The 20,039-nt window shown below is 60.0% G+C and carries 15 protein-coding genes; 9 read left to right on the top strand and 6 right to left on the bottom strand.

Annotated elements, in window-relative coordinates:
• Positions 1-34: 34 nt before the first annotated feature.
• The 3 genes from AC1DIH_RS25860 to gcl all read right to left on the bottom strand — a co-directional run bounded on the left by AC1DIH_RS25860 (position 35) and on the right by gcl (position 3,781).
• Positions 35-925 carry a 2-hydroxy-3-oxopropionate reductase gene (locus tag AC1DIH_RS25860; RefSeq protein ID WP_477773781.1) on the bottom strand — a complete coding sequence of 297 codons (891 nt, stop codon included), beginning with the start codon at positions 923-925 and terminating at the stop codon, positions 35-37.
• 152 nt (positions 926-1,077) lie between these two features.
• Positions 1,078-1,860, bottom strand: a complete 783-nt coding sequence (gene hyi, locus AC1DIH_RS25855; protein ID WP_429540308.1) for a hydroxypyruvate isomerase — start codon at positions 1,858-1,860, stop codon at positions 1,078-1,080.
• 145 nt (positions 1,861-2,005) lie between these two features.
• A complete protein-coding gene (gene gcl, locus AC1DIH_RS25850) occupies positions 2,006-3,781 on the bottom strand; it encodes a glyoxylate carboligase (RefSeq protein ID WP_477773780.1) in 1,776 nt (591 codons plus the stop codon).
• A gap of 268 nt (positions 3,782-4,049) precedes the next feature.
• Here gcl and AC1DIH_RS25845 point away from each other — a divergent pair, with 268 nt between their 5' ends.
• Together AC1DIH_RS25845 and AC1DIH_RS25840 are read left to right on the top strand one after the other, a co-directional pair.
• Positions 4,050-4,490 (top strand): GlcG/HbpS family heme-binding protein, encoded by a 441-nt coding sequence (locus AC1DIH_RS25845; RefSeq protein WP_477773779.1) that lies wholly within the window; start codon positions 4,050-4,052, stop codon positions 4,488-4,490.
• Between the two features lie 194 nt (positions 4,491-4,684).
• Positions 4,685-5,143 (top strand): REP-associated tyrosine transposase, encoded by a 459-nt coding sequence (locus tag AC1DIH_RS25840; protein WP_477773778.1) that lies wholly within the window; start codon positions 4,685-4,687, stop codon positions 5,141-5,143.
• A gap of 109 nt (positions 5,144-5,252) precedes the next feature.
• Here the strand turns inward: AC1DIH_RS25840 and AC1DIH_RS25835 are convergent, their stop codons facing one another.
• A complete protein-coding gene (locus AC1DIH_RS25835; protein ID WP_103319032.1) occupies positions 5,253-5,861 on the bottom strand; it encodes a TetR/AcrR family transcriptional regulator in 609 nt (202 codons plus the stop codon).
• Positions 5,862-6,122: 261 nt separating this feature from the next.
• On the opposite strand from AC1DIH_RS25835, the gene AC1DIH_RS25830 reads away from it, so the two are divergent.
• The 6 genes from AC1DIH_RS25830 to AC1DIH_RS25805 all read left to right on the top strand — a co-directional run bounded on the left by AC1DIH_RS25830 (position 6,123) and on the right by AC1DIH_RS25805 (position 17,209).
• Complete coding sequence (locus AC1DIH_RS25830; protein WP_477773777.1) at positions 6,123-7,250, top strand: efflux RND transporter periplasmic adaptor subunit; 1,128 nt, start codon at positions 6,123-6,125, stop codon at positions 7,248-7,250.
• Positions 7,251-7,263: 13 nt separating this feature from the next.
• Positions 7,264-10,329, top strand: coding sequence for an efflux RND transporter permease subunit (locus AC1DIH_RS25825; RefSeq protein WP_477773800.1), 3,066 nt, complete (start codon positions 7,264-7,266; stop codon positions 10,327-10,329).
• Positions 10,330-10,334: 5 nt separating this feature from the next.
• Positions 10,335-13,439: an efflux RND transporter permease subunit gene (locus tag AC1DIH_RS25820; protein WP_477773776.1), complete on the top strand. Its 3,105-nt coding sequence runs from the start codon at positions 10,335-10,337 to the stop codon at positions 13,437-13,439.
• A gap of 128 nt (positions 13,440-13,567) precedes the next feature.
• Entirely contained in the window at positions 13,568-14,998 is a 1,431-nt protein-coding gene (locus AC1DIH_RS25815; RefSeq protein ID WP_477773799.1) for an efflux transporter outer membrane subunit, read from the top strand.
• A 72-nt stretch (positions 14,999-15,070) separates the two neighbouring features.
• Positions 15,071-15,985: a DUF808 domain-containing protein gene (locus AC1DIH_RS25810; RefSeq protein WP_477773775.1), complete on the top strand. Its 915-nt coding sequence runs from the start codon at positions 15,071-15,073 to the stop codon at positions 15,983-15,985.
• A gap of 354 nt (positions 15,986-16,339) precedes the next feature.
• Positions 16,340-17,209 carry a YncE family protein gene (locus AC1DIH_RS25805; protein WP_477773774.1) on the top strand — a complete coding sequence of 290 codons (870 nt, stop codon included), beginning with the start codon at positions 16,340-16,342 and terminating at the stop codon, positions 17,207-17,209.
• Positions 17,210-17,273: 64 nt separating this feature from the next.
• Here the strand turns inward: AC1DIH_RS25805 and AC1DIH_RS25800 are convergent, their stop codons facing one another.
• Both AC1DIH_RS25800 and AC1DIH_RS25795 read right to left on the bottom strand, forming a co-directional pair.
• On the bottom strand, positions 17,274-18,065 hold the full coding sequence (locus tag AC1DIH_RS25800; RefSeq protein WP_477773773.1) for an MlaA family lipoprotein: 792 nt from the start codon (positions 18,063-18,065) through the stop codon (positions 17,274-17,276).
• The gene (locus AC1DIH_RS25795) at positions 18,058-19,356 is read right to left on the bottom strand and encodes a serine/threonine protein kinase (protein WP_477773772.1); all 1,299 of its coding nucleotides are present in this window, start codon (positions 19,354-19,356) and stop codon (positions 18,058-18,060) included. The genes AC1DIH_RS25800 and AC1DIH_RS25795 overlap by 8 nt, the downstream gene beginning before the upstream one ends.
• A gap of 223 nt (positions 19,357-19,579) precedes the next feature.
• Between AC1DIH_RS25795 and AC1DIH_RS25790 the strand changes: the two genes are divergently transcribed.
• Complete coding sequence (locus AC1DIH_RS25790; protein WP_477773771.1) at positions 19,580-19,948, top strand: hypothetical protein; 369 nt, start codon at positions 19,580-19,582, stop codon at positions 19,946-19,948.
• Positions 19,949-20,039 lie beyond the last annotated feature (91 nt).

Below are 20,039 nucleotides of genomic sequence, written 5' to 3'. Positions count from 1 at the left end.
GAGCAGGCTCGCTCCCACAGGTTTTGTGCAGGGCTTACTTATCGCGAATCGAGAAGTTCGCCATGTGTTCCAGACCTTTGATCAGCGCCGAGTGGTCCCAGTTGCTGCCACCGAGGGCCGCGCAGGTGCTGAACACTTGCTGGGTGCCTGCGGTGTTGGGCAGGTTGATGCCCAGCTCGCGCGCACCGGCCAGCGCCAGGTTGAGGTCCTTCTGGTGCAGGCTGATGCGGAAGCCTGGATCGAAGGTGCCCTTGATCATGCGCTCGCCGTGCACTTCAAGGATCTTCGAGGAGGCGAAACCGCCCATCAGCGCTTCACGGACCTTGGCGGGATCAGCACCGTTCTTCGAGGCGAACAGCAGCGCTTCGGCCACGGCCTGGATGTTCAGCGCCACGATGATCTGGTTCGCCACCTTCGCGGTTTGACCGTCGCCATTGCCACCGACCAGGGTGATGTTCTTGCCCATGCTCTGGAACAGTGGCAGCGCACGTTCGAACGCATCGTTGTCGCCACCGACCATGATGCTCAGGGTCGCGGCCTTGGCGCCGACTTCACCACCAGACACCGGAGCGTCGAGGTATTGCGCGCCTTTCTCGTTGATCTTCGCCGCGAAGGCTTTGGTCGCGGTCGGCGAGATCGAGCTCATGTCGATGACCACTTTGCCTTTGCCAACCCCGGCGGCGACGCCGTCGGCACGGAACAGCACGTCGTCGACCTGCGGGGTATCCGGCACCATGATGATGATGAATTCGGCTTCCTGAGCGACTTCTTTCGGGCTCGCCAGAGCGACCGCGCCAGCGGCGACCAGGTCAGCCGGAGCAGGGTCGTGGTGCGCCGACAGGAACAGGCTGTGACCGGCTTTCTGCAGGTTCAACGCCATTGGGTGGCCCATGATGCCGGTGCCGATAAATCCGATTTTAGCCATGAGAAAATCCTCTTGTTTTTATGTTGCTCAAGCAAATAGGGGAGCGCCGCTTTTGTGGGAGCGAGCCTGCTCGCGATAGCGGTGGAACAGGCAACAGTGATGTCGAATGTTATGGCCTCATCGCGAGCAGGCTCGCTCCCACAGGTTTTGCTTTAGATTGCGTTGTGGGTTTTCAACCAGCCCAAACCCGCTTCCGTGGTGGTCAGCGGCTTGTATTCACAGCCGACCCAGCCCTGGTAACCGATGCGGTCCAGGTGTTCGAACAGGAAGCGGTAGTTGATTTCACCGGTGCCCGGCTCGTTGCGGCCCGGGTTGTCGGCCAGTTGAATGTGGTTGATCTCTTCCAGGTGCGTGGCCATGGTGCGGGCCAGGTCGCCCTCCATGATTTGCATGTGGTAGATGTCGTACTGCAGGAACAGGTTGGCACTGCCCACTTGTTCGCGAATCGACAGTGCCTGGGCGGTGTTGTTCAGGTAGAAGCCCGGGATGTCGCGGGTGTTGATGGCTTCCATCACCAGTTTGATGCCCACCGCTTGCAGCTTGTCGGCGGCATATTTGAGGTTGGCGACAAAGGTCTTTTCCACGGTGGCATCGTCGACGCCTTGTGGGCGGATACCGGCCAGGCAGTTGACTTGGGTGTTGCCCAGAACCTGTGCATAAGCGATCGCCAGATCGACGCCGGCGCGGAACTCTTCCACGCGATCCGGATGGCAGGCGATCCCGCGCTCACCTTTGGCCCAGTCACCGGCCGGCAGGTTGAACAGCACTTGAGTCAGACCGTTGGCATCCAGTTGAGCCTTGATATCGGCGGAGCTGAAATCGTAAGGGAACAGGTATTCGACACCGCTGAAGCCGGCTTTGGCGGCCGCTTCGAAGCGGGCAAGAAAATCCTGCTCGGTAAACAGCATGGACAGGTTGGCTGCGAAACGCGGCATGGTGGTCTCCTGTAAAAAATATGTGCCTGTAGCAGCTGCCGAGGCACGAGGCTGCGTTGGGCTGCGAAGCGGCCCCCGACGGCGGTCCTGCGGACACGCAACGCAGCCTCGTGCCTCGGCAGCTGCTACAGGTGACAAGTCATTCTTAATCCAGCAACGAAATCGCCGTCGGTGCGTCGCTGCCGACCAGCGCCAGGTCTTCGAATTCGTTGACGGCGTTGATCTCGGTACCCATGGAAATGTTGGTCACGCGCTCCAGGATGATCTCGACGATCACCGGAACCTTGAACTCCTCGATCAACTCCTCAGCCTTGCGCAGGGCAGGGGCGATGCCCGCCGGTTCGAACACGCGCAACGCCTTGCAACCCAGGCCTTCGGCAACCGCTACGTGGTCAACCCCATAACCATTGAGCTCCGGTGCGTTGAGGTTGTCGAAGGACAGCTGCACGCAGTAATCCATATCGAAACCGCGCTGCGCCTGACGGATCAGACCCAGGTATGAGTTGTTCACCACAACGTGGATGTACGGCAGTTTGAAYTGCGCGCCCACCGCCAGTTCTTCGATCATGAACTGGAAATCATAGTCGCCCGAAAGTGCTACAACCTTGCGGCTCGGGTCAGCCTTGACCACGCCCAGTGCTGCCGGAATGGTCCAGCCCAAGGGGCCGGCCTGACCGCAGTTGATCCAGTGCCGCGGTTTGTAGACGTGCAGGAACTGCGCGCCGGCAATCTGCGACAGACCGATGGTGCTGACGTAGCAGGTGTCTTTGCCGAACACCTGGTTCATCTCTTCGTAGACGCGCTGCGGTTTGACCGGCACGTTGTCGAAGTGAGTCTTGCGGTGCAGGCTGGCCTTGCGCTGCTGGCAGTCTTGCAGCCAGGCGCTACGGTCCTTCAGTTTGCCGGCGGCTTTCCACTCGCGGGCGACTTCGATGAACATTTTCAGTGCCAGGCCCGCGTCGGAAACGATGCCTTGATCTGGAGTGAACACGCGGCCGATCTGGGTCGGTTCGATGTCGACGTGAATGAATTTGCGGCCTTCGGTGTACACGTCGACCGAACCGGTGTGACGGTTGGCCCAACGGTTACCCACACCCAGCACCACATCGGACTTGAGCATCGTCGCGTTGCCGTAACGGTGCGAAGTCTGCAGGCCAACCATGCCAACCATCAGCGGATGATCGTCCGGGATCGTGCCCCAGCCCATCAGGGTCGGGATAACCGGAATACCGGTCAGCTCGGCGAATTCCACCAGCAGATCGCTGGCATCGGCGTTGATGATGCCGCCGCCGGCTACCAGCAATGGACGTTCAGCCTGATCGAGCATGGCCAGGGCTTTCTCGACTTGCTTGCGGGTTGCCGCTGGCTTGGCCAAGGGCAGTGGCTCGTAAGCGTCGATGTCGAATTCGATTTCGGCCATCTGCACGTCGAACGGCAGGTCGATCAGTACCGGGCCTGGACGGCCGGAGCGCATTTCATAGAAGGCTTTCTGGAACGCGTAAGGCACCTGGCCCGGCTCCAGAACGGTGGTCGCCCACTTGGTCACCGGCTTGACGATGCTGGTGATGTCGACGGCCTGGAAGTCTTCCTTGTGCATGCGGGCGCGGGGTGCCTGGCCGGTGATGCAAAGAATCGGGATCGAGTCGGCCGAGGCGCTGTAGAGCCCGGTGACCATGTCGGTACCGGCAGGGCCGGAAGTGCCGATGCACACGCCGATGTTGCCGGCCTTGGTGCGGGTGTAACCCTCGGCCATGTGCGAGGCGCCTTCAACGTGGCGAGCGAGGACGTGATCGATGCCGCCGACCTTTTGCAGGGCGGAGTACAGCGGGTTGATTGCAGCGCCGGGAATGCCAAAAGCGGTATCAACCCCTTCACGGCGCATCACCAGAACGGCGGCTTCGATTGCTCTCATTTTGCTCATGGTATTGTGCCTCTTTACGTTTTGTAATTGTATACAAGTGGCTTTGCGCAGAGTGTATTCACGGCGGACGGCGCAGGTCAATCCATTTTCTCAAGCGGTTGTTTCATTCGTCGGAGGGCCATAAACACTGTGGCGTTTCGTCGCATGAGCCGCATTTCGAGAATTATTGTATACAAAAAAATAATTCATTGTGTTCTATTTGTTGCATCGGGCTTCGAAGCAAACAGAACCCCAAAGGCTTTCCCATAACAAGATAAGGACGGCACCCATGAGCGCTTTAACCTTGAAAGTCGCAGTCAGCCTGACCAATCGGGCCATCGCCTCCGGGCGCAAGATCGCCGCGGCACCGCTGACCATTGCAGTACTCGATGCGGGCGGGCATTTGTTGAGCTTGCAACGCGAAGACGGCGCGAGCCTGCTTCGTCCACAGATCGCCATCGGCAAAGCCTGGGGCGCGATCGCGCTGGGCAAGGGCTCGCGGCTATTGGCGCTGGACGCACAACAGCGCCCGGCGTTTATCGCCGCGTTGAACAGCCTGGGGCAGGGCAGCGTGGTACCCGCGCCGGGCGGGGTGCTGATTCGTGATCAGGATGGGGTTGTGCTGGGGGCCATCGGCATCAGCGGCGACACCTCGGACATTGATGAACAATGCGCGATCAGCGCTATTGAAGAGCAGGGGCTGCGGGCGGATGCGGGGGTGACGGCTTGATCTGAGTTGCCTGATCTACCGCTATCGCGAGCAGGCTCGCCCACAGGGGATTTGTGAACACAGGAGATCCAATGTGGGAGCGAGCCTGCTCGCGATGACTATCTACCAGACACATCCAGCTAAAAGTCCGCCCTACTATCCGGCATTCACAGGTCTAGCCTTCTTCATGACTTGATCATGAAAGGGGCAAGGGAATGCCTGATTTACCCGCTTCACATCGCTTGCGCATTGGCCGGTATGCCGAGCCCAACCGAATTTACCTTCTGACTGCCAACACGTTTGGTAGAGAGCCTGTTTTCAACGACTTTGTCTTGGGTAGATTAGTCATCGCACAGTTTCGCGCCGCGCAAGACCAAGGCTGTGCCAACTCATTGGCCTGGGTAGTCATGCCCGATCACTTTCACTGGTTGATCGAGTTGCAGCAGGGGGCGCTGAGTGGATTGATGCAAAGGACCAAGTCATTGAGTACTAAAGCGGTGAACCGGTCTACCGGTCGTAAGGTCAGCCTTTGGCAGAAAGGCTTTCATGATCGTGCGCTGCGCCGTGAGGAAGATCTTGTAAAGCTGGCTCGGTATGTTGTGGCCAACCCATTGCGGGCGGGGCTGGTTGAGCGACTGGGCGATTATCCGCTGTGGGATGCTATCTGGGTTTGACCGAATACCGAGTTGCCCCCATCGCGAGCAGGCTCGCTCCCACATTGGATCTGTAGTGTTCACAAATCCCCTGTGGGAGCGAGCCTGCTCGCGATGGGCGCGCTGCGGTCTACCTGTCCGGCTCGCAGCCCTTGAGCACCAACCGAATAATGGTCTGCGCCGCCGCTTCGTAGTCGCTTTCGTCCAGCTTGGCCTTGCCGGTGACGGCGGAGATCTGCCAGTCGAAGTCGGCGTAGGTCTGGGTCGCGGCCCAGATGCTGAACATCAGGTGGTTGGGCTCGATCGGGGCGATCTGGCCGCGATCGATCCAGGTCTGGATGCAGTCGATGTTGTGCTTGGCCTGGGCGTTGAGCTGTTCGACCAGGTCGGCGCTCAGGTGCGGCGCACCGTGCATGATCTCGCTGGCAAACACCTTGGATGCGAACGGCAGGTCACGGGAGATACGGATCTTCGAACGAATGTAGCCGCTGAGCACTTCACTCGGCACGCCGTCGGCGTTGAACGGCGTCGAGGCCTGGAGAATCGGCTCGATGATGCTTTCCAGGACCTCACGGTAGAGGTTTTCCTTGGATTTGAAGTAGTAATAGACGTTGGGCTTGGGCAACCCCGCCTTGGCCGCGATGTCACTGGTTTTGGTCGCAGCGAAGCCTTTGTCGGCAAACTCTTCACTGGCGGCACGCAGGATCAGTTCTTTATTGCGCTCGCGGATAGTGCTCATAAACCAGGTGATTCCTTGCCGATACTGGCGGTTGCGCATGGTAGCACCGGCCTCGCGCGGCGCTCAAGAATGCCGCCTGCTGCCCCTCGTCGTTTGCGCCTGTCTCAGGGCTGAACAAACGGCTGGATGGGCGAGTGAATGGCAGGCGCACTGCTAAAGTTCAAGTGAGCGATCAGGCCTTTTGGCCATTTCTTGTGTAAACGGCCCGGCATTCACTTCGCATCGTTGCGTTTGGTGTTCAGTCCGTTTGAGTGAGAAACCGTGGTGAGGAGCAGGCGAGGCAAATGTGCTCTGCTGATCGGGGCTGTGCTGCTGGTGTTGTTGGCCGCCGCCCTGTGGTTTTACCGCGAGAGTGGGCAACACAAAGGCAAGCCGCCTGCGCCTGCCGAGCCGGTGGCGGTTGCGGCAGTGACCTTGCAGGATATCCCGGTGTACATCGACGCCCTGGGGACGGTCACGCCCACCCGCAGTGTGACCGTGATCACGCAGGTCAACGGCATTCTTGCCTCGGTCGAGTTCGAGGAAGGCCAGCAGGTGCGCAAGGGCCAGGTCATCGCGCGGATCGACGACCGGGCGCTGAAGGCGCAACTGGCGGTGGCCAGAGGCACGCTGGCTCACGATCAAGCGCTGTTGAGTAATGCCCAGCGTGATCTGGCGCGTTTTCGCGAACTGATCAAGATCGGTTCCACCAGCCAGCAAACCCTCGACACCCAGGCGTCCCTGGTGCAACAGCAACAAGGCACGGTCGCTGCCGATCAAGGCAGTGTGCAGAACCTCGAAGTCCAGTTGAGTTACTGCACCCTTACCTCGCCGGTCGATGGTGTGGTGGGGTTGCGGCTGGTCGATCCGGGCAACTACGTGACCACCGCCACTACCACGGGCATTGCGCTGATTACCCAGATGCGCCCGGCGACGGTGGTGTTCGCGGTGCCCGAGGATGATTTGGCGGCGATCCATCAGGCGATGGCCAAAGGGCCGGTGACGGTGCTCGCCTACGACCGCAACAAACACGGCCTGCTGGGCACCGGCAGTCTGCTGGCGCTGGATAACCAGGTGGACACCAGCACTGGCACGATCAAGGCCAAGGCGCAGTTCGACGACTCTGCCAATGCGTTGTTTCCCAACCAGTTCGTCAACGCCCGGCTCAAGGCTGACACGTTGAACCAGGTGCCGGTGACACCGACCACGGCGATTCAACACGGCAGCAAAGGTGACTTCGTGTTCGTGGTCAACGCTGACAAGGCCAGCTTGCGCAACATCAAGGCCGGCCCGTCGATGGGCGACGTCACGGCGATTCTCGATAATAGCCTCAAGCCCGGCGAGCAAGTGATCACCGAGGGCGCGGACAAGCTCGATGATGGCTCGCCGGTGAAGGTCGTTGCCCAATGAACAGCCGGCAGCCATGAACGTCTCGCGGCCCTTTATCGAGCGGCCGGTCGCCACCACGCTGTTGATGGTGGCGGTGTTGTTGCTGGGGATACTCGGTTATCACTTTCTGTCGGTGTCGGCACTGCCCGAGGTCGATTACCCGACCATTCAGGTGTTTACCCAATACACCGGCGCCAGTCCGCAGGTGGTCAGCTCGTCGATCACCGCGCCACTGGAGCGCCAGCTCGGCGAAATGCCGGGGCTCAAATCGATGAGCTCCACCAGCTCCGACGGCGCCTCGGTGATTACCCTGCAATTTGATCTGGCGTTGTCGCTGGATATCGCCGAGCAAGAGGTGCAAGCCGCCATCAACGCGGCCGGGACGTTCCTGCCAACGAACCTGCCGTACCCGCCGGTGTACAGCAAGGTCAACCCGGCAGACGCCCCGGTGCTGACGCTGTCGCTGACCTCCGACGTGCTGCCCCTGACCAAAATCGAAGACCTTGCCGACACTCGACTGGCGCAGAAAATCTCGCAGATCACCGGCGTCGGCCTGGTCACCATCAGCGGCGGACAGCGCCCGGCGGTGCGGGTTCAGGCCAATACCTCGGCGCTGAACAACCTGGGATTGTCACTGGAAGAGCTGCGCACGGCGCTGGGCAATGCCAACGTCAATCAGGCCAAAGGCAACATCGATGGCAAGTTCCAGGCGTACTCGATTGGCGGCAACGATCAGTTGCAGTCGGCCGATGACTATCAGGATCTGGTGATCGCTTATAAAAACGGTGCGCCGATTCGTCTGGCGCAAATCGCCAGTTCCTTTCAGGGGCCGGAGAATCCGCGTCAGGCGGCCTGGACCGACAGCACGCCCTCGATTCTGCTGAATATCAAGCGCCAGCCCGGGGCCAACGTGATCGATGTGGTGGACCGGGTCCAGCGACTGTTGCCGACACTGCGCGCCAGTCTGCCGGGTACGTTGAAAGTTGCTGTGCTTACCGACCGCACCCAGACCATCCGCGCTTCGGTCACCGACGTGCAGTACGAATTGTCGGTCGCGGTGGTGCTGGTGGTGCTGGTGATTTTCCTGTTCCTGCGCAAGATCCCGGCGACGGTAATCCCCGCCGTCACGGTGCCGCTGACCCTGATTGGCACGCTGGCGGTGGCCTACGCGTTGGGCTTCTCGCTGAACAACCTGACGCTGATGGCGCTGACTATCGCCATCGGTTTTGTGGTCGATGACGCCATCGTGATGATCGAAAACATCACGCGCTACATCGAGGCCGGAGAGCCGCCGTTGCAGGCCGCGCTCAAGGGCTCGGCGCAAATCGGCTTCACCATCATTTCGCTGTCGGTGGCGCTGATTGCGGTGATGATCCCGCTGCTGTTCATGGGCGATGTGGTGGGGCGGCTGTTTCGCGAATTCGCCATGACCGTGGCGGTGACCATCATTATTTCGGCGCTGATCTCGCTGACCCTGACACCGATGATGTGCGCACGGATGCTCAAGCCCCGGCAGCAGGAGCGGCGGGTCGACTTTTTCGACCGGATCAATGGCCATTACCTGCGCGGCCTGGATTGGGTGCTGGACCACCAGGTGCTGACACTGATCTCGGTGGTGTGTACCGCGTTGCTGACCCTGTTGATGATTGTGGTGATGCCCAAGGGCTTTTTTCCCGAGCAGGACACCGGACTGATTCAGGGCATCTCCCAGGCCTCGCCGACCATTTCGTTCCAGCAGATGCAGCTCGAGCAGCAGCGACTGGCCGCAAGGATTTTGCAAGATCCGGCAGTCGAGAGCCTGTCGTCCTTTGTCGGCATCGACCAGACCAACCCGACGATCAACCAGGGCAACCTGCTGATCAACCTCAAACCCCATGGAGTGCGCGACAGCAGCGCGGCGGTGATCCGCAGGCTTTCTGATGCGAACAGCAATGACGCCGGCATTCGTCTGTACCTGCACGCCGTGCAGGACCTGACGCTGGATGCCACGGTGTCGACCACCAGCTATCGACTCGGCCTGCAAGCCATCGATCCGCAGGTGCTGGCGCTGTGGACCGGCAAATTGCTGACCGCGCTCAAGCACGAGCCGATGTTCACCGACGTGCAAAGCCAGGCCTTGCAGTTCGGCAATCAGATCCAGCTGACCTTTGACCGCGCCACCGCTTCGCGCCTGGGCATTACGCCGCAAGCCATCGACGATGTGCTGTACGACGCCTTCGGCCAGCGTCAGGTGTCGACCCTCTACACCCAGCTCAATCAATATCATGTGGTGCTGGCCACTGATCATCCGCCGCATAACCTGGCCGATCTGCTCACCGGCCTTTACGTGAACATTCCGGGGGGAGGGGTGGCGCCGCTGTCGAGCATGGCCAGCATGCAAGTGGTGCGCACGCCGATCACCATCAACCGGCTCGGACAGTTTCCCTACGCCGACGTGTCGTTCAACCTGGCGCCCGGCCAGACCCTGGGCTCAGCGGTGAATCAACTCAAGGACATCGAGGCGCAACTCGGCTTGCCGCCGACCGTGCAAGCGTCGCTGGAAGGTGCGGCGGCGACCTTCGAGGCGTCATTATCCAATCAGGTGTTCCTGGTGATCGCGGCGATTGTCGTGGTGTACCTGATGCTGGGGATTCTCTACGAAAGCTTCGTGCACCCGGTGACGATCCTCTCGACCTTGCTGTCGGCGGCGCTGGGTGCGTTGCTGGCGCTGCTGATCACCGGCACGCAGTTCGACATCATTGGTTTGATCGGCATCGTGCTGCTGATCGGCATCGTCATGAAGAACKGCATCATGATGGTCGACTTTGCGCTGGAGCTGCAGCGTAAGGGTGGTTTGAGCCCGCAGGCGGCGATCCGGCAGGCGGCCGAACTGCGTTTCCGACCGATTCTGATGACCAGCATGGCCTCGCTGTTCGGTGCGGTGCCATTGGCGCTGGGCACCGGGATCGGCTCCGAGCTGCGGCATCCGTTGGGAATTACGATCATCGGCGGGCTGCTGCTCAGCCAATTGCTGACGCTGTTCTCCACGCCGGTGATTTTCCTCGCCATGCATAAACTGGAGCGCCGTTTTAGTGGGCGGCCTCCGGTCGTTGAAGGCTGACGGCGATGAACCTCAGCGCGCCGTTCATCCAGCGCCCGATTGCCACCACCCTGTTAGCGGCGGGGCTGGCGCTGGCCGGGATCCTGGCGTTTCTGTTGCTGCCGGTGGCGCCCTTGCCCGAGGTGGATTTCCCGACCATCAGCGTCCGTGCATCGCTGCCCGGAGCCGACCCGAGCACCGTCGCCAGCTCGGTGGCAACGCCGTTGGAGCGCCAGTTCGGACAGATCGCCGGGGTCACCCAGATGACTTCGTCCAGCACCTTGGGCGCGACCCGGATCAACCTGCAATTCGATTTGAACCGCGACATCAACGGCGCCGCGCGGGACGTGCAGGCGGCGATCAATGCGGCGCGGACCAACCTGCCGAGTGACTTGTCGGGCAACCCGACCTACCGCAAGGTCAACCCCGCCGATTCACCGATTCTGGTCATCAGCCTGACCTCCGACACCGCCACGCCGGGGCAAATGTACGATGTCGCCTCGACTCTGCTGGAGCAACGCCTGCTGCAAACCAAAGGCGTCGGCGATGTCATCGTCGGCGGCGGCGCCTTGCCGGCAGTGCGCATTGAGCTGAACCCGGATCGGCTCAATCACTACGGCGTCAGCCTGGAGCAGGTGCGGGCGGTGATCGCCACCTCCAACGCCAACCTGCCCAAGGGCTCGGTGGCCATCGGGGCGCAATCCCACGGCATTGCGGCGAACGACATACTCTACACGATGGACGACTACGCGCCGCTGGTGGTCAGGCAACACAACGGCGATGTGGTGCATCTATCAGACCTTGGCTATGTGCGTGAGGACGCCGAGGACTTGCGCAATTTCGGTCTGTCCAACGGCAAATCGGCGGTGCTGCTGGTGGTGTTCAAGCAGCCGGGGGCGAACGTCATCAGTGCCGTGGATGCGGTGAAAGCCGAACTGCCGTTCCTGCAGAGTTCGATTCCTGCGAGCATCAAACTCAATATCCTGATGGACCGCACCACCACCATTCGTGCGTCGCTGCACGATGTCGAGTTGTCGTTGATCGCCTCGATTGTGCTGGTGACGCTGGTGACGTTCGGCTTCTTTCGCGATTGGCGCAGCACCCTGGTGCCGGCCATTGCAGTGCCGTTGTCGCTGCTGGGGACCTTTGGCGCGATGTATTTCCTCAGGTACAGCCTGAACAACCTGTCGCTGATGGCGCTGACCATTTCCACCGGGTTCGTGGTGGACGATGCGATCGTGGTGGTCGAGAACATCATGCGTCACCTGGAAAAAGGCGAAAGCCGTCTACAGGCCGCTCTGGTGGGTGCGCAGGAGGTCGGTTTCACCGTGCTGAGCATCAGCGTATCGCTGGTGGCGGTGTTCATTCCATTGCTGTTGATGGGCGGGATTGTCGGGCGGCTGTTTCGCGAGTTTTCGATCACCTTGTCGGTGGCGATCATGATTTCCATGCTGATCTCGCTGACGGTCACGCCGATGCTCTCCAGTTTATTGCTGCGCACTCAGAAGCAGGCGACGAAGGACAGCGATCAACCCGATTCGCGATTTCACCGGTTTTACGACCGTACCCTCGGCTGGGTCATCGAGCACTCGGTGCTGATGGGCCTGCTCACGCTGTTGGTGATTGCGTTCGCCGGGGTGTTGTATGTGTGGGTGCCCAAGGGCTTTTTTCCACAGGAAGACACCGGGCGTTTGTCCGGCAGCATCGTCGCGCCACAAAGCGTTTCCTACGTGACGATGCAACGCAGTTTTAGGGAGATCAACCAGAAGGTACTGGGCAACCCGAACGTGCTGACGGTGGGCGGTTTTGTCGGCGGTGGCGGGGCGATCAACACGGCGCAGTTGTTCATTGCCCTCAAGCCGCTGGCCGAACGCCGGGACGGCGCCGATCAGGTGATTACGCAAGTGCGCCGCACCCTCGGCGAGATGCCGGGCACGCGCCTGTATTTGCAGTCGTCTCAGGACATCACCGTCGGTGGTCGCCAGAGTGGTGCGCAGTACCAGTACACGATGACCGCCGATGACCAGAGCGCGCTGGATGAATGGGTGCCCAAGGTGCTGGCGGCGTTGCATGCGTTACCGCAACTGACCGACCTCAACACCGATCAGCAGGACAACAGCCTGCGGGCCAATATAAAGATCAACCGCGATGTGGCGGCACGGCTCGGGGTCAGTATTTCGGCTATCGACCAGACACTGTACGACGCCTTTGGCCAGCGCCAGGTCTCGACTATTTATCGCGCGGCCAATCAGTACCATATCGTGATGGAAGTGGCGCCGCCGTACTGGACTGACCCGGCAACGCTCGGCTCGATCTATGTGCCGGTCGGCACGCTCGCGGTGAGCAGGGGCCGCAGCGTTGTGCCGAACCTGAGTGCCAACGCCAACCCGCAGTTGGTGCCGTTGTCGGCGCTGGCCGATTACTCGGTGGATCGCACGGCCATTTCCATCAGCCACCAGGGCACGTTCCCAGCGGTGACAGCGTCGTTCAACCTGGCGCCCGGCGTGTCCATCGGCCAGGCCACGGCATTGGTCGATAATGCCGTGGCACAGCTGCGAATGCCCGCCAGCGTGGTCGGGCAATTCGCCGGGACGGCTCAGGTGTTCCAGTCATCGGTGGCCAGCGAGCCGTTGCTGATCTGCGCAGCGTTGTTGTCGGTGTACATCGTGCTGGGCATCCTCTACGAAAACCTGACGCACCCGTTGACCATCCTGTCGACCTTGCCGTCGGCCGGCGTCGGCGCGCTGATTGCCTTGTTGTTGACCGGCACCGAGCTGTCGATCATTGCCTTGGTGGGCGTGATTTTGCTGATCGGCATCGTCAAGAAGAACGCGATCATCATGATCGACTTTGCAATCACCGAGCGTCGGGAGCAGGGGCTCAGCGCCAAGGAAGCGATTCGCCGGGCGTGCCTGATCCGCTTCCGGCCGATCATGATGACAACGCTGGCGGCGATCCTCGGTGCGTTGCCGCTGGTACTCGGCAGCGGCTACGGCTCGGAGCTGCGTCGGCCGCTGGGCATTTCGATTATTGGCGGGCTGGTGTTCAGCCAGATGCTGACGCTTTACACCACCCCGGTGATCTACCTCTGGCTCGATCGGGCGTCCCGGCGCCTGGGGAGACGTGAATGAGCAGTGAACGCAAATCCCTTGTAGCCGCTGGCGAAGCCTGCGTTCGGGGACGAAGTCGCCGTGAGCCTTTTGGCGACCGCTGCGCGATCGAACGCAGGCTTCGCCAGCTGCTACAGGTCAGCGGCGTGATGCTTTGGGTGGTACTTGGCGGTTGCATGGTCGGCCCGGACTATCAAAAGCCGGCTATCGAATTGCCGATGAGCTTCAAGGAGGGCGCGCAATGGCAGCGTGCGCAGGCCAATCCGCAGGGCGCGTTGGACAGCCAGTGGTGGCTTTCATATCAGGATCCGATCCTCAACGATTTGATTGCGCGTTCAGCCAGGGCCAACCAGTCGATCATCGCCGCTGAGGCTGCCTATCGATTGGCGCAGGCCCAGGTGGCGTCGAGCCGCGCCGGGTTGTGGCCAACGGTGGGCGTCGGGTTGTCCGGATCGCGAGGTGTTGGCGCAGGCGGCAGTAGCAGTAACGGCACGGGCACGAATACTTCATCTGGCAGCAGTGCTGGCGGTGTCGTGCAAACGGTCAGTGCCACGTTGAGTGCCAGCTGGGAGCCGGATCTGTGGGGCCTGGTGCGGCGCGGCATCGAGTCGAGCCAGGCGTCGGCCCAGGCTTCCGATGCGCTGCTGGCAGGTGTGCGCCTGTCCATCAGCGCCAGTGTCGCCAGTAACTACCTGGGCTTGCGCCAACTGGACATTGACGTCGGCTTGTTGCAACAGCAGCAGGCGATCAATCAGCAGTTGCTGACGATGATTCAGGTGCAGACCGTGCAAGGCACCGCGACCAACGATCAATTGCTGGTGGCCCAGGATCAACTGACCAGCGTGGTCGCGGCCTTGCAAACCGCACAGCGTTCGCGTGAGCAGTTCGAACATGCGCTGGCCGTGTTGGTGGGCGTGGCGCCGGCGCAATTCAATCTGCCGCCGACGGCGAACTATCGCTTCGTGCTGCCCATGCCGCCGCTGAGCCTGCCGTCGAGCCTGTTGCAGCGCCGTCCCGATGTAGTGTCTGCCGAGCGTGCGGCCGCGGCGGCGAATGCGAAGATCGGCGTGGCCGAGGCGGCGTTTTTCCCGACGCTGAATTTGACCGGTCAGGTCGGCTATCGCGGTACGGCGCTGGGTGGCCTGTTCAGCGTACCGAACCGGGTCTGGACCCTCGGCCCGGCGCTGGCCGAAACCCTTTTCGAGGGCGGTGCCCGGGAAGCCGCGGCGCAGCAGGCCCGGGCCAGTTACGATCAGGATGTCGCGAACTATCGCGGTACGGTGCTCAATGCGTTGCAAAACGTTGAAGACAACCTCTCGGCGATCAATCACCTGCACACCCAGGCCCAGGCCTTCGAGCAGATCTACCAGCGCAACCGGCAATTGTTCGGCAGCCAGGAGGCGCAAAAGCGCGCGGGCACTGTCAGTCAGCAAACGGTGCTGACCCAGCAGTTGGTCCTGCTGCAAGCCGAGCAGAACCTGCGCGATACCCAAGGTTTGCTGAGTCAGGGCAGTGTCGCGTTGTTCCAGAGCCTGGGCGGAGGCTGGCAGGTGCAGTCGACAGCTCAAACCGATCATTGAGGTGTCTCGCTTCCCCCGCGCCGGGCGCGTTATGCTCCGCGCACTTTTTATTTGTGTAGGGAAGCTTTACCCATGGCTGGAAGCAGTTTGCTGGTGTTGATCGACGATATCGCCGCCGTACTCGACGACGTCGCGCTGATGACCAAGATGGCCGCGAAGAAGACCGCCGGCGTACTCGGCGACGATTTGGCGCTCAACGCCCAGCAGGTATCCGGTGTCCGCGCCGAGCGGGAAATTCCGGTGGTCTGGGCCGTGGCCAAGGGCTCGTTTCGCAACAAACTGATCCTGGTGCCATCGGCGCTGGCGATCAGTGCATTCATTCCTTGGCTGGTCACGCCGTTGTTGATGGTCGGTGGCGCCTACTTGTGTTTCGAGGGCTTTGAAAAGCTTGCCCACTCGTTTTTGCACAGCAAGGCTGAAGATCAGGCGGAACATGCGCAGTTGGTCGAAGCCGTCGCTGATCCGGCGACAGACCTGGTGGCGTACGAGCAGGACAAGATCAAAGGCGCGGTGCGCACCGACTTCATTCTTTCGGCTGAAATCATCGCCATCACCCTCGGCACCGTGGCCGGTGCAACGCTGATGCAGCAAGTGATCGTGGTGTCAGGCATCGCGATCGTCATGACCGCCGGCGTTTATGGCCTGGTGGCGGGTATCGTCAAACTCGACGACCTTGGCCTGTGGCTGACCCGCAAGCCCGGGCAAATGGCCAAAAGCGTCGGCGGCGCGATCCTGCGCGCCGCGCCGTACATGATGAAAAGCCTCTCGGTGATCGGTACGGCGGCGATGTTCCTGGTCGGCGGCGGGATTCTCACTCATGGCGTGCCGGTGGTGCATCACTGGATTGAAGGCGTCAGTCAGAGCGTCGGCGGCTTGTCGTGGATCGTGCCGGGCTTGCTCAACGCGGCGGCAGGGATTGTTGCGGGGGCGGTGGTGTTGGCGGGTGTGATGGTCGTCAGCAAAATCTGGAAAGCAGTAAAAGGCTGAGGCCTGGACACTGTCCAAAGGCAATGCAGATCAAATGTGGGAGCGAGCCTGCTCGCGATGAGGCCATAACATTCAGCATCAATGTTGACGGTTAGAGCGCTATCGCGAGCAAGCTCGCACAGTGGATTTGTGGTGTTTGAGATACCTATAAAAAGACCATTCGATTCGATTCGAATGGTCTTTTTTTTTTGGCCGATGAACTACTCGGGTGATCGACAGCTTTCACGGTTGGCATTCTTGTGTTTACCGTTTGTCGTGACTGGTATTTATGACAGTAGGCAGTGCTCAGTAATAGAGGTCTGATTGACGCGTGTGCGACGTCCAATTCGGACTTTTAGATAATGGAGCGTTTTTATGTCTAGTGACTTTGATGGGACGATTGATCTCGCTGGAGGGCAGAATCTCGCTGTCAGTTCAAACGGCAGGGTTATTGCGGTATGTGTTCCTGCATCAGGGGAAGTGGTAATAGTAAACGCCGCTGATGGTCTCGTTACTAAGAGGTTGGGTGTGCAGGGGCGAGCGCGCAGTGTTGTCTTTAGTTCAGATGATTCGAGAGTCTATATTGATTTTGTAGACCGGGACGTAATCTTGGAGTTGTCTACTTCCGATTGGAGGCAAGTGAGGGAAGTACCTCTGCGTGTATACCAAATGCTATCGAATCTGAAACCTTTAAGTGCGTATGCAATGTTTGGGCGTGACTTTGTGGAGCTTGATTTGGGCGGTAATCCACATATTAAACAAACTCTCTCTATCAGTCTCGCGCCCCATAGCAGTGCCCTCAGTGGGGATGGCAAGCATGCCAGTGTAAGCGACGGCGATTTTATTTATGCTCTGAACCTGCGTGAGTGGAGTGATGTACGCGTTAACGTTTTTCGTGGCGGGAACGTATTGGCACTCAATTCGGACGGCTCTCATCTCTATTTGAGTAGTCCTGAAAATGACTGGGTTCAGGTGTATGATCTCGTCAATAAGAAAGTTATTGCTGAATTTAAAGGGGCGGCCGCTGCTGCTGCCTTGACTCCGGATGACTCACTCGCGTTTATACTTAGGACGAACGGTGCAAAAATGACAGTGGTGGATGTAAAAAATAACTATAAGGTGGTCACTGAGATTACTGTTGGTGGGGAGCCGAAGTCGGTGAAGGTGAATGCGAGTGGAACGCACGTTTATCTTACTAATGGCAGTGTATTAAAGGCGTTGAGAACTAATCGGTGGTCGACGTAAGGATGACACTGAAAAAAAGACCATTCGATTCGAGTTGAATGGTCTTTTTTTGGGTGCCGATAAATTACTCGGCAATCTGCAACTTGCGCGCTTCGGTGTACACGTAACGCACCTTCTCGTACTCGAACGGCGAGTTCAGCTGGCCGTAGCGGAAGTTGGTCTGATAGCGCTTGTCGATGCTGCGCAGGACCCAGATTTCCGGGTGGTTTTCGCTGACTTTCGACACGTTCAGGTAGTTGATCGCCGACTCCGCCGTATAGTCGACCGCGAGGCCTGCGGTATCACGCAGGTTCGAAGGGCCGAGGATTGGCAGTACGAAGTAAGCGCCGCCCGGAACCCCGTAGAAGCCCAGCGTCTGGCCGAAGTCTTCGACCTGGCGCGGCAGGCCCATGGCGGTGGCCGGGTCCCACAGGCCGCCGATGCCGAGGGTCGTGTTGAGCAGCAGTCGCCCGGTGATGTCCAGCGAACGCTGGCCCTTGAACTGCAGCAGGCTGTTCAGCAGATTGGGCACGTCACCCAGGTTGTTGAAAAAGTTGCTGACGCCCGTGCGCAGGAAGCTTGGGGTGATGTAGCGATAACCGTCGACCACCGGCAGGAACACCCATTGGTCGAAGCGGTAGTTGAAGTGGTAGACCCGACGGTTCCACGACTCCAGCGGGTCATAGACACTCAGCGCATTCAGGGTCGAGCGTTCGAATTCACGCTGGTCCAGCCCCGGGTTGAACTTGAGTTTGGTCATGGGCTCGGTGAAACCGTCCTGATCAACCACCGTCGTGGAGTTGGCCTTGCTGTTGTCGGCATGGGCATAGCCGACTGCGCCAAGCAGTGCAGCGAGCAGAAGGAGGTGTTTAGCCACGGAAGAACTCCAGCATGGCGTCGGCGTTGACGCGGTAGTTGAGGTTGCCGCAATGGCCGCCGTGAGGGTAAACCGTCAGGCGATCGCCGAAGGTTTTACGCAAGAAACCGAGGTCGCCCGGGCCGAGGATCATATCGTCGGCGTTGTGCATCACGGCAATTTTCGGGCTGTCGTGCAGGTAGTCCTTGAGCGCGTAGAGGCTGACCTGGTCAATCAGCTGCAAGATGCTGCCGCCATCGGTCCGGGCGCGCCACATCGGGATCACCTGCTCGGTGAGGTAGCAGTCGAAATCACATTGCAGTGCACGCTTGAGAAACGGCGTGAGGCTGGTGCCTTCGGTGATCGGAAACCTGGGCGGGGTGATCAGGCCGCGTCGGTTGATCAGGTCCGAGGTGAAGGTGATGTCGGCAGCCGAAAAGCGGAACGAGGTGCCGATCAGCATGGCCATCTGTTCGTTGCTCAGGTGCTGTTTCGATTGCTGGAAGTCGTAGACCAGCGCGTCGTTGAGGTCGATGTAGCCTTTTTGCTGGAAGTAGCGCGTCAGCTTGTTGAGCATCAGTTCATAGAACGTGGTGCTGTTGTTGATGCCCTTGACCTCCGTTTGTACAAGCTTGTCGAGGTTGGTGACAGAGGTGTAGAGGTTGACCGGAGGGTTGAGCAGCAAGACTTTCTTGAAGTTGAAGCTGCGTCGGGTTTCATCCAGCTTGCTGACAAATGCCGCATCCAGTCCGCCCAGGCTGTAGCCGGTGAGGTAGTAGTCGGTGATCGGCAGCTTCGGGTTTTGCGCACGCACCGCTTGCATCACGCGGTACATGTCCTCGGCGTCTTCCTTGGACACGCCAGGGGTGGCGAAGCGGGAAGCGGCGCTCATGAAGTCGAAACTGGTCGGTGAGGACAGCTGTACGACGTGATAACCGGCCTTGTAATAGAGCTTTTTCAGGTATTCGTTAATGCTGCTGTCGAAGCGTGCGCCGGTGCCGGAAATCAGGAAAATCAGCGGTGCGGCGTGATCCTGCGTGGCCATGCGATAGGTGAGCTTTTTCACTGGCCAGAAATTGTCCGGCAGGTCGAACTCGCGTTCCGGGCGCAGCTTCAGGGTGTAGTCGGATTGATGGATCGCGTCATCGGACGGCAACTCGGGACGCAACTCCGGCGGGGTCGTGGCGATGGTCGCCTCGAACGGGTTGGTCAAGGGGTAGCCATAACTGACGGCGTCGATGTCCGCCGCCAGTGCGGACGCACTCAAAATAACGCCGCCTATCAAGGCAGCAAAGCGCAAGGAACGGAGCATGACTAAATCCCTTAGAGGAAGGTGCCTGATGAGGTTCGCAGGCTATGACCACCGGTGTTACGCCAAAGTGCCATGCGGCGGCACTAAAGAGGCTGAATTCGGATCAATAGCGGCTGAACGATACACTTTGCAGCGGTTGGCTGAACAGATTTCTGATGGTCTCGCTTGCTTACGGCTGGCGGGCGATTAAGCTGGGCGCCGTTTTCGTTTATCGGAGTGCTTCATGTCCCGCCGTCTGCCCGTCATTATTCTGCTTATCGCCTTGCCGCTGTGGCTGGCCGCCAGTTATGGCCTGCGTTATGTCCTGATGGAGGACGCCCAGTGGGTGGGTCTCTGCGTTGATGAGGCAAGCCGTTGGGAATGCCAGGCGCGCTCGACCCTTGGCTTGCTGATTCATTTCAAGGTGATGGGCGGGGCTGCATTGGTGGCAGCGGTGCTCGGCTTTGTGGTGCCGGGGCGGGCGGGTTGGTGGCTGGCGGTGCTGTCGCTGGTGTTCGGGTTTCCGGCATTGGCGTTGTACAACACCGGCATTGCGGTATTTGCCGTGGTGATTGCGGGGTTGCGGTTGGTGCGGGCGCCACGCGCAGCCTGATAGACCGTCATCGCGAGCAGGCTCGCTCCCACATGGATTGCACAAACCTGTGGGAGCGAGCCTGCTCGCGATAGCACCGATAGGTGCTCTA

The sequence above is a fragment of the Pseudomonas sp. 05N36 genome (assembly GCF_056397385.1).
Note: the sequence above shows the minus strand (reverse complement) of the source record. Positions and strands in the feature narration are given on the sequence as shown.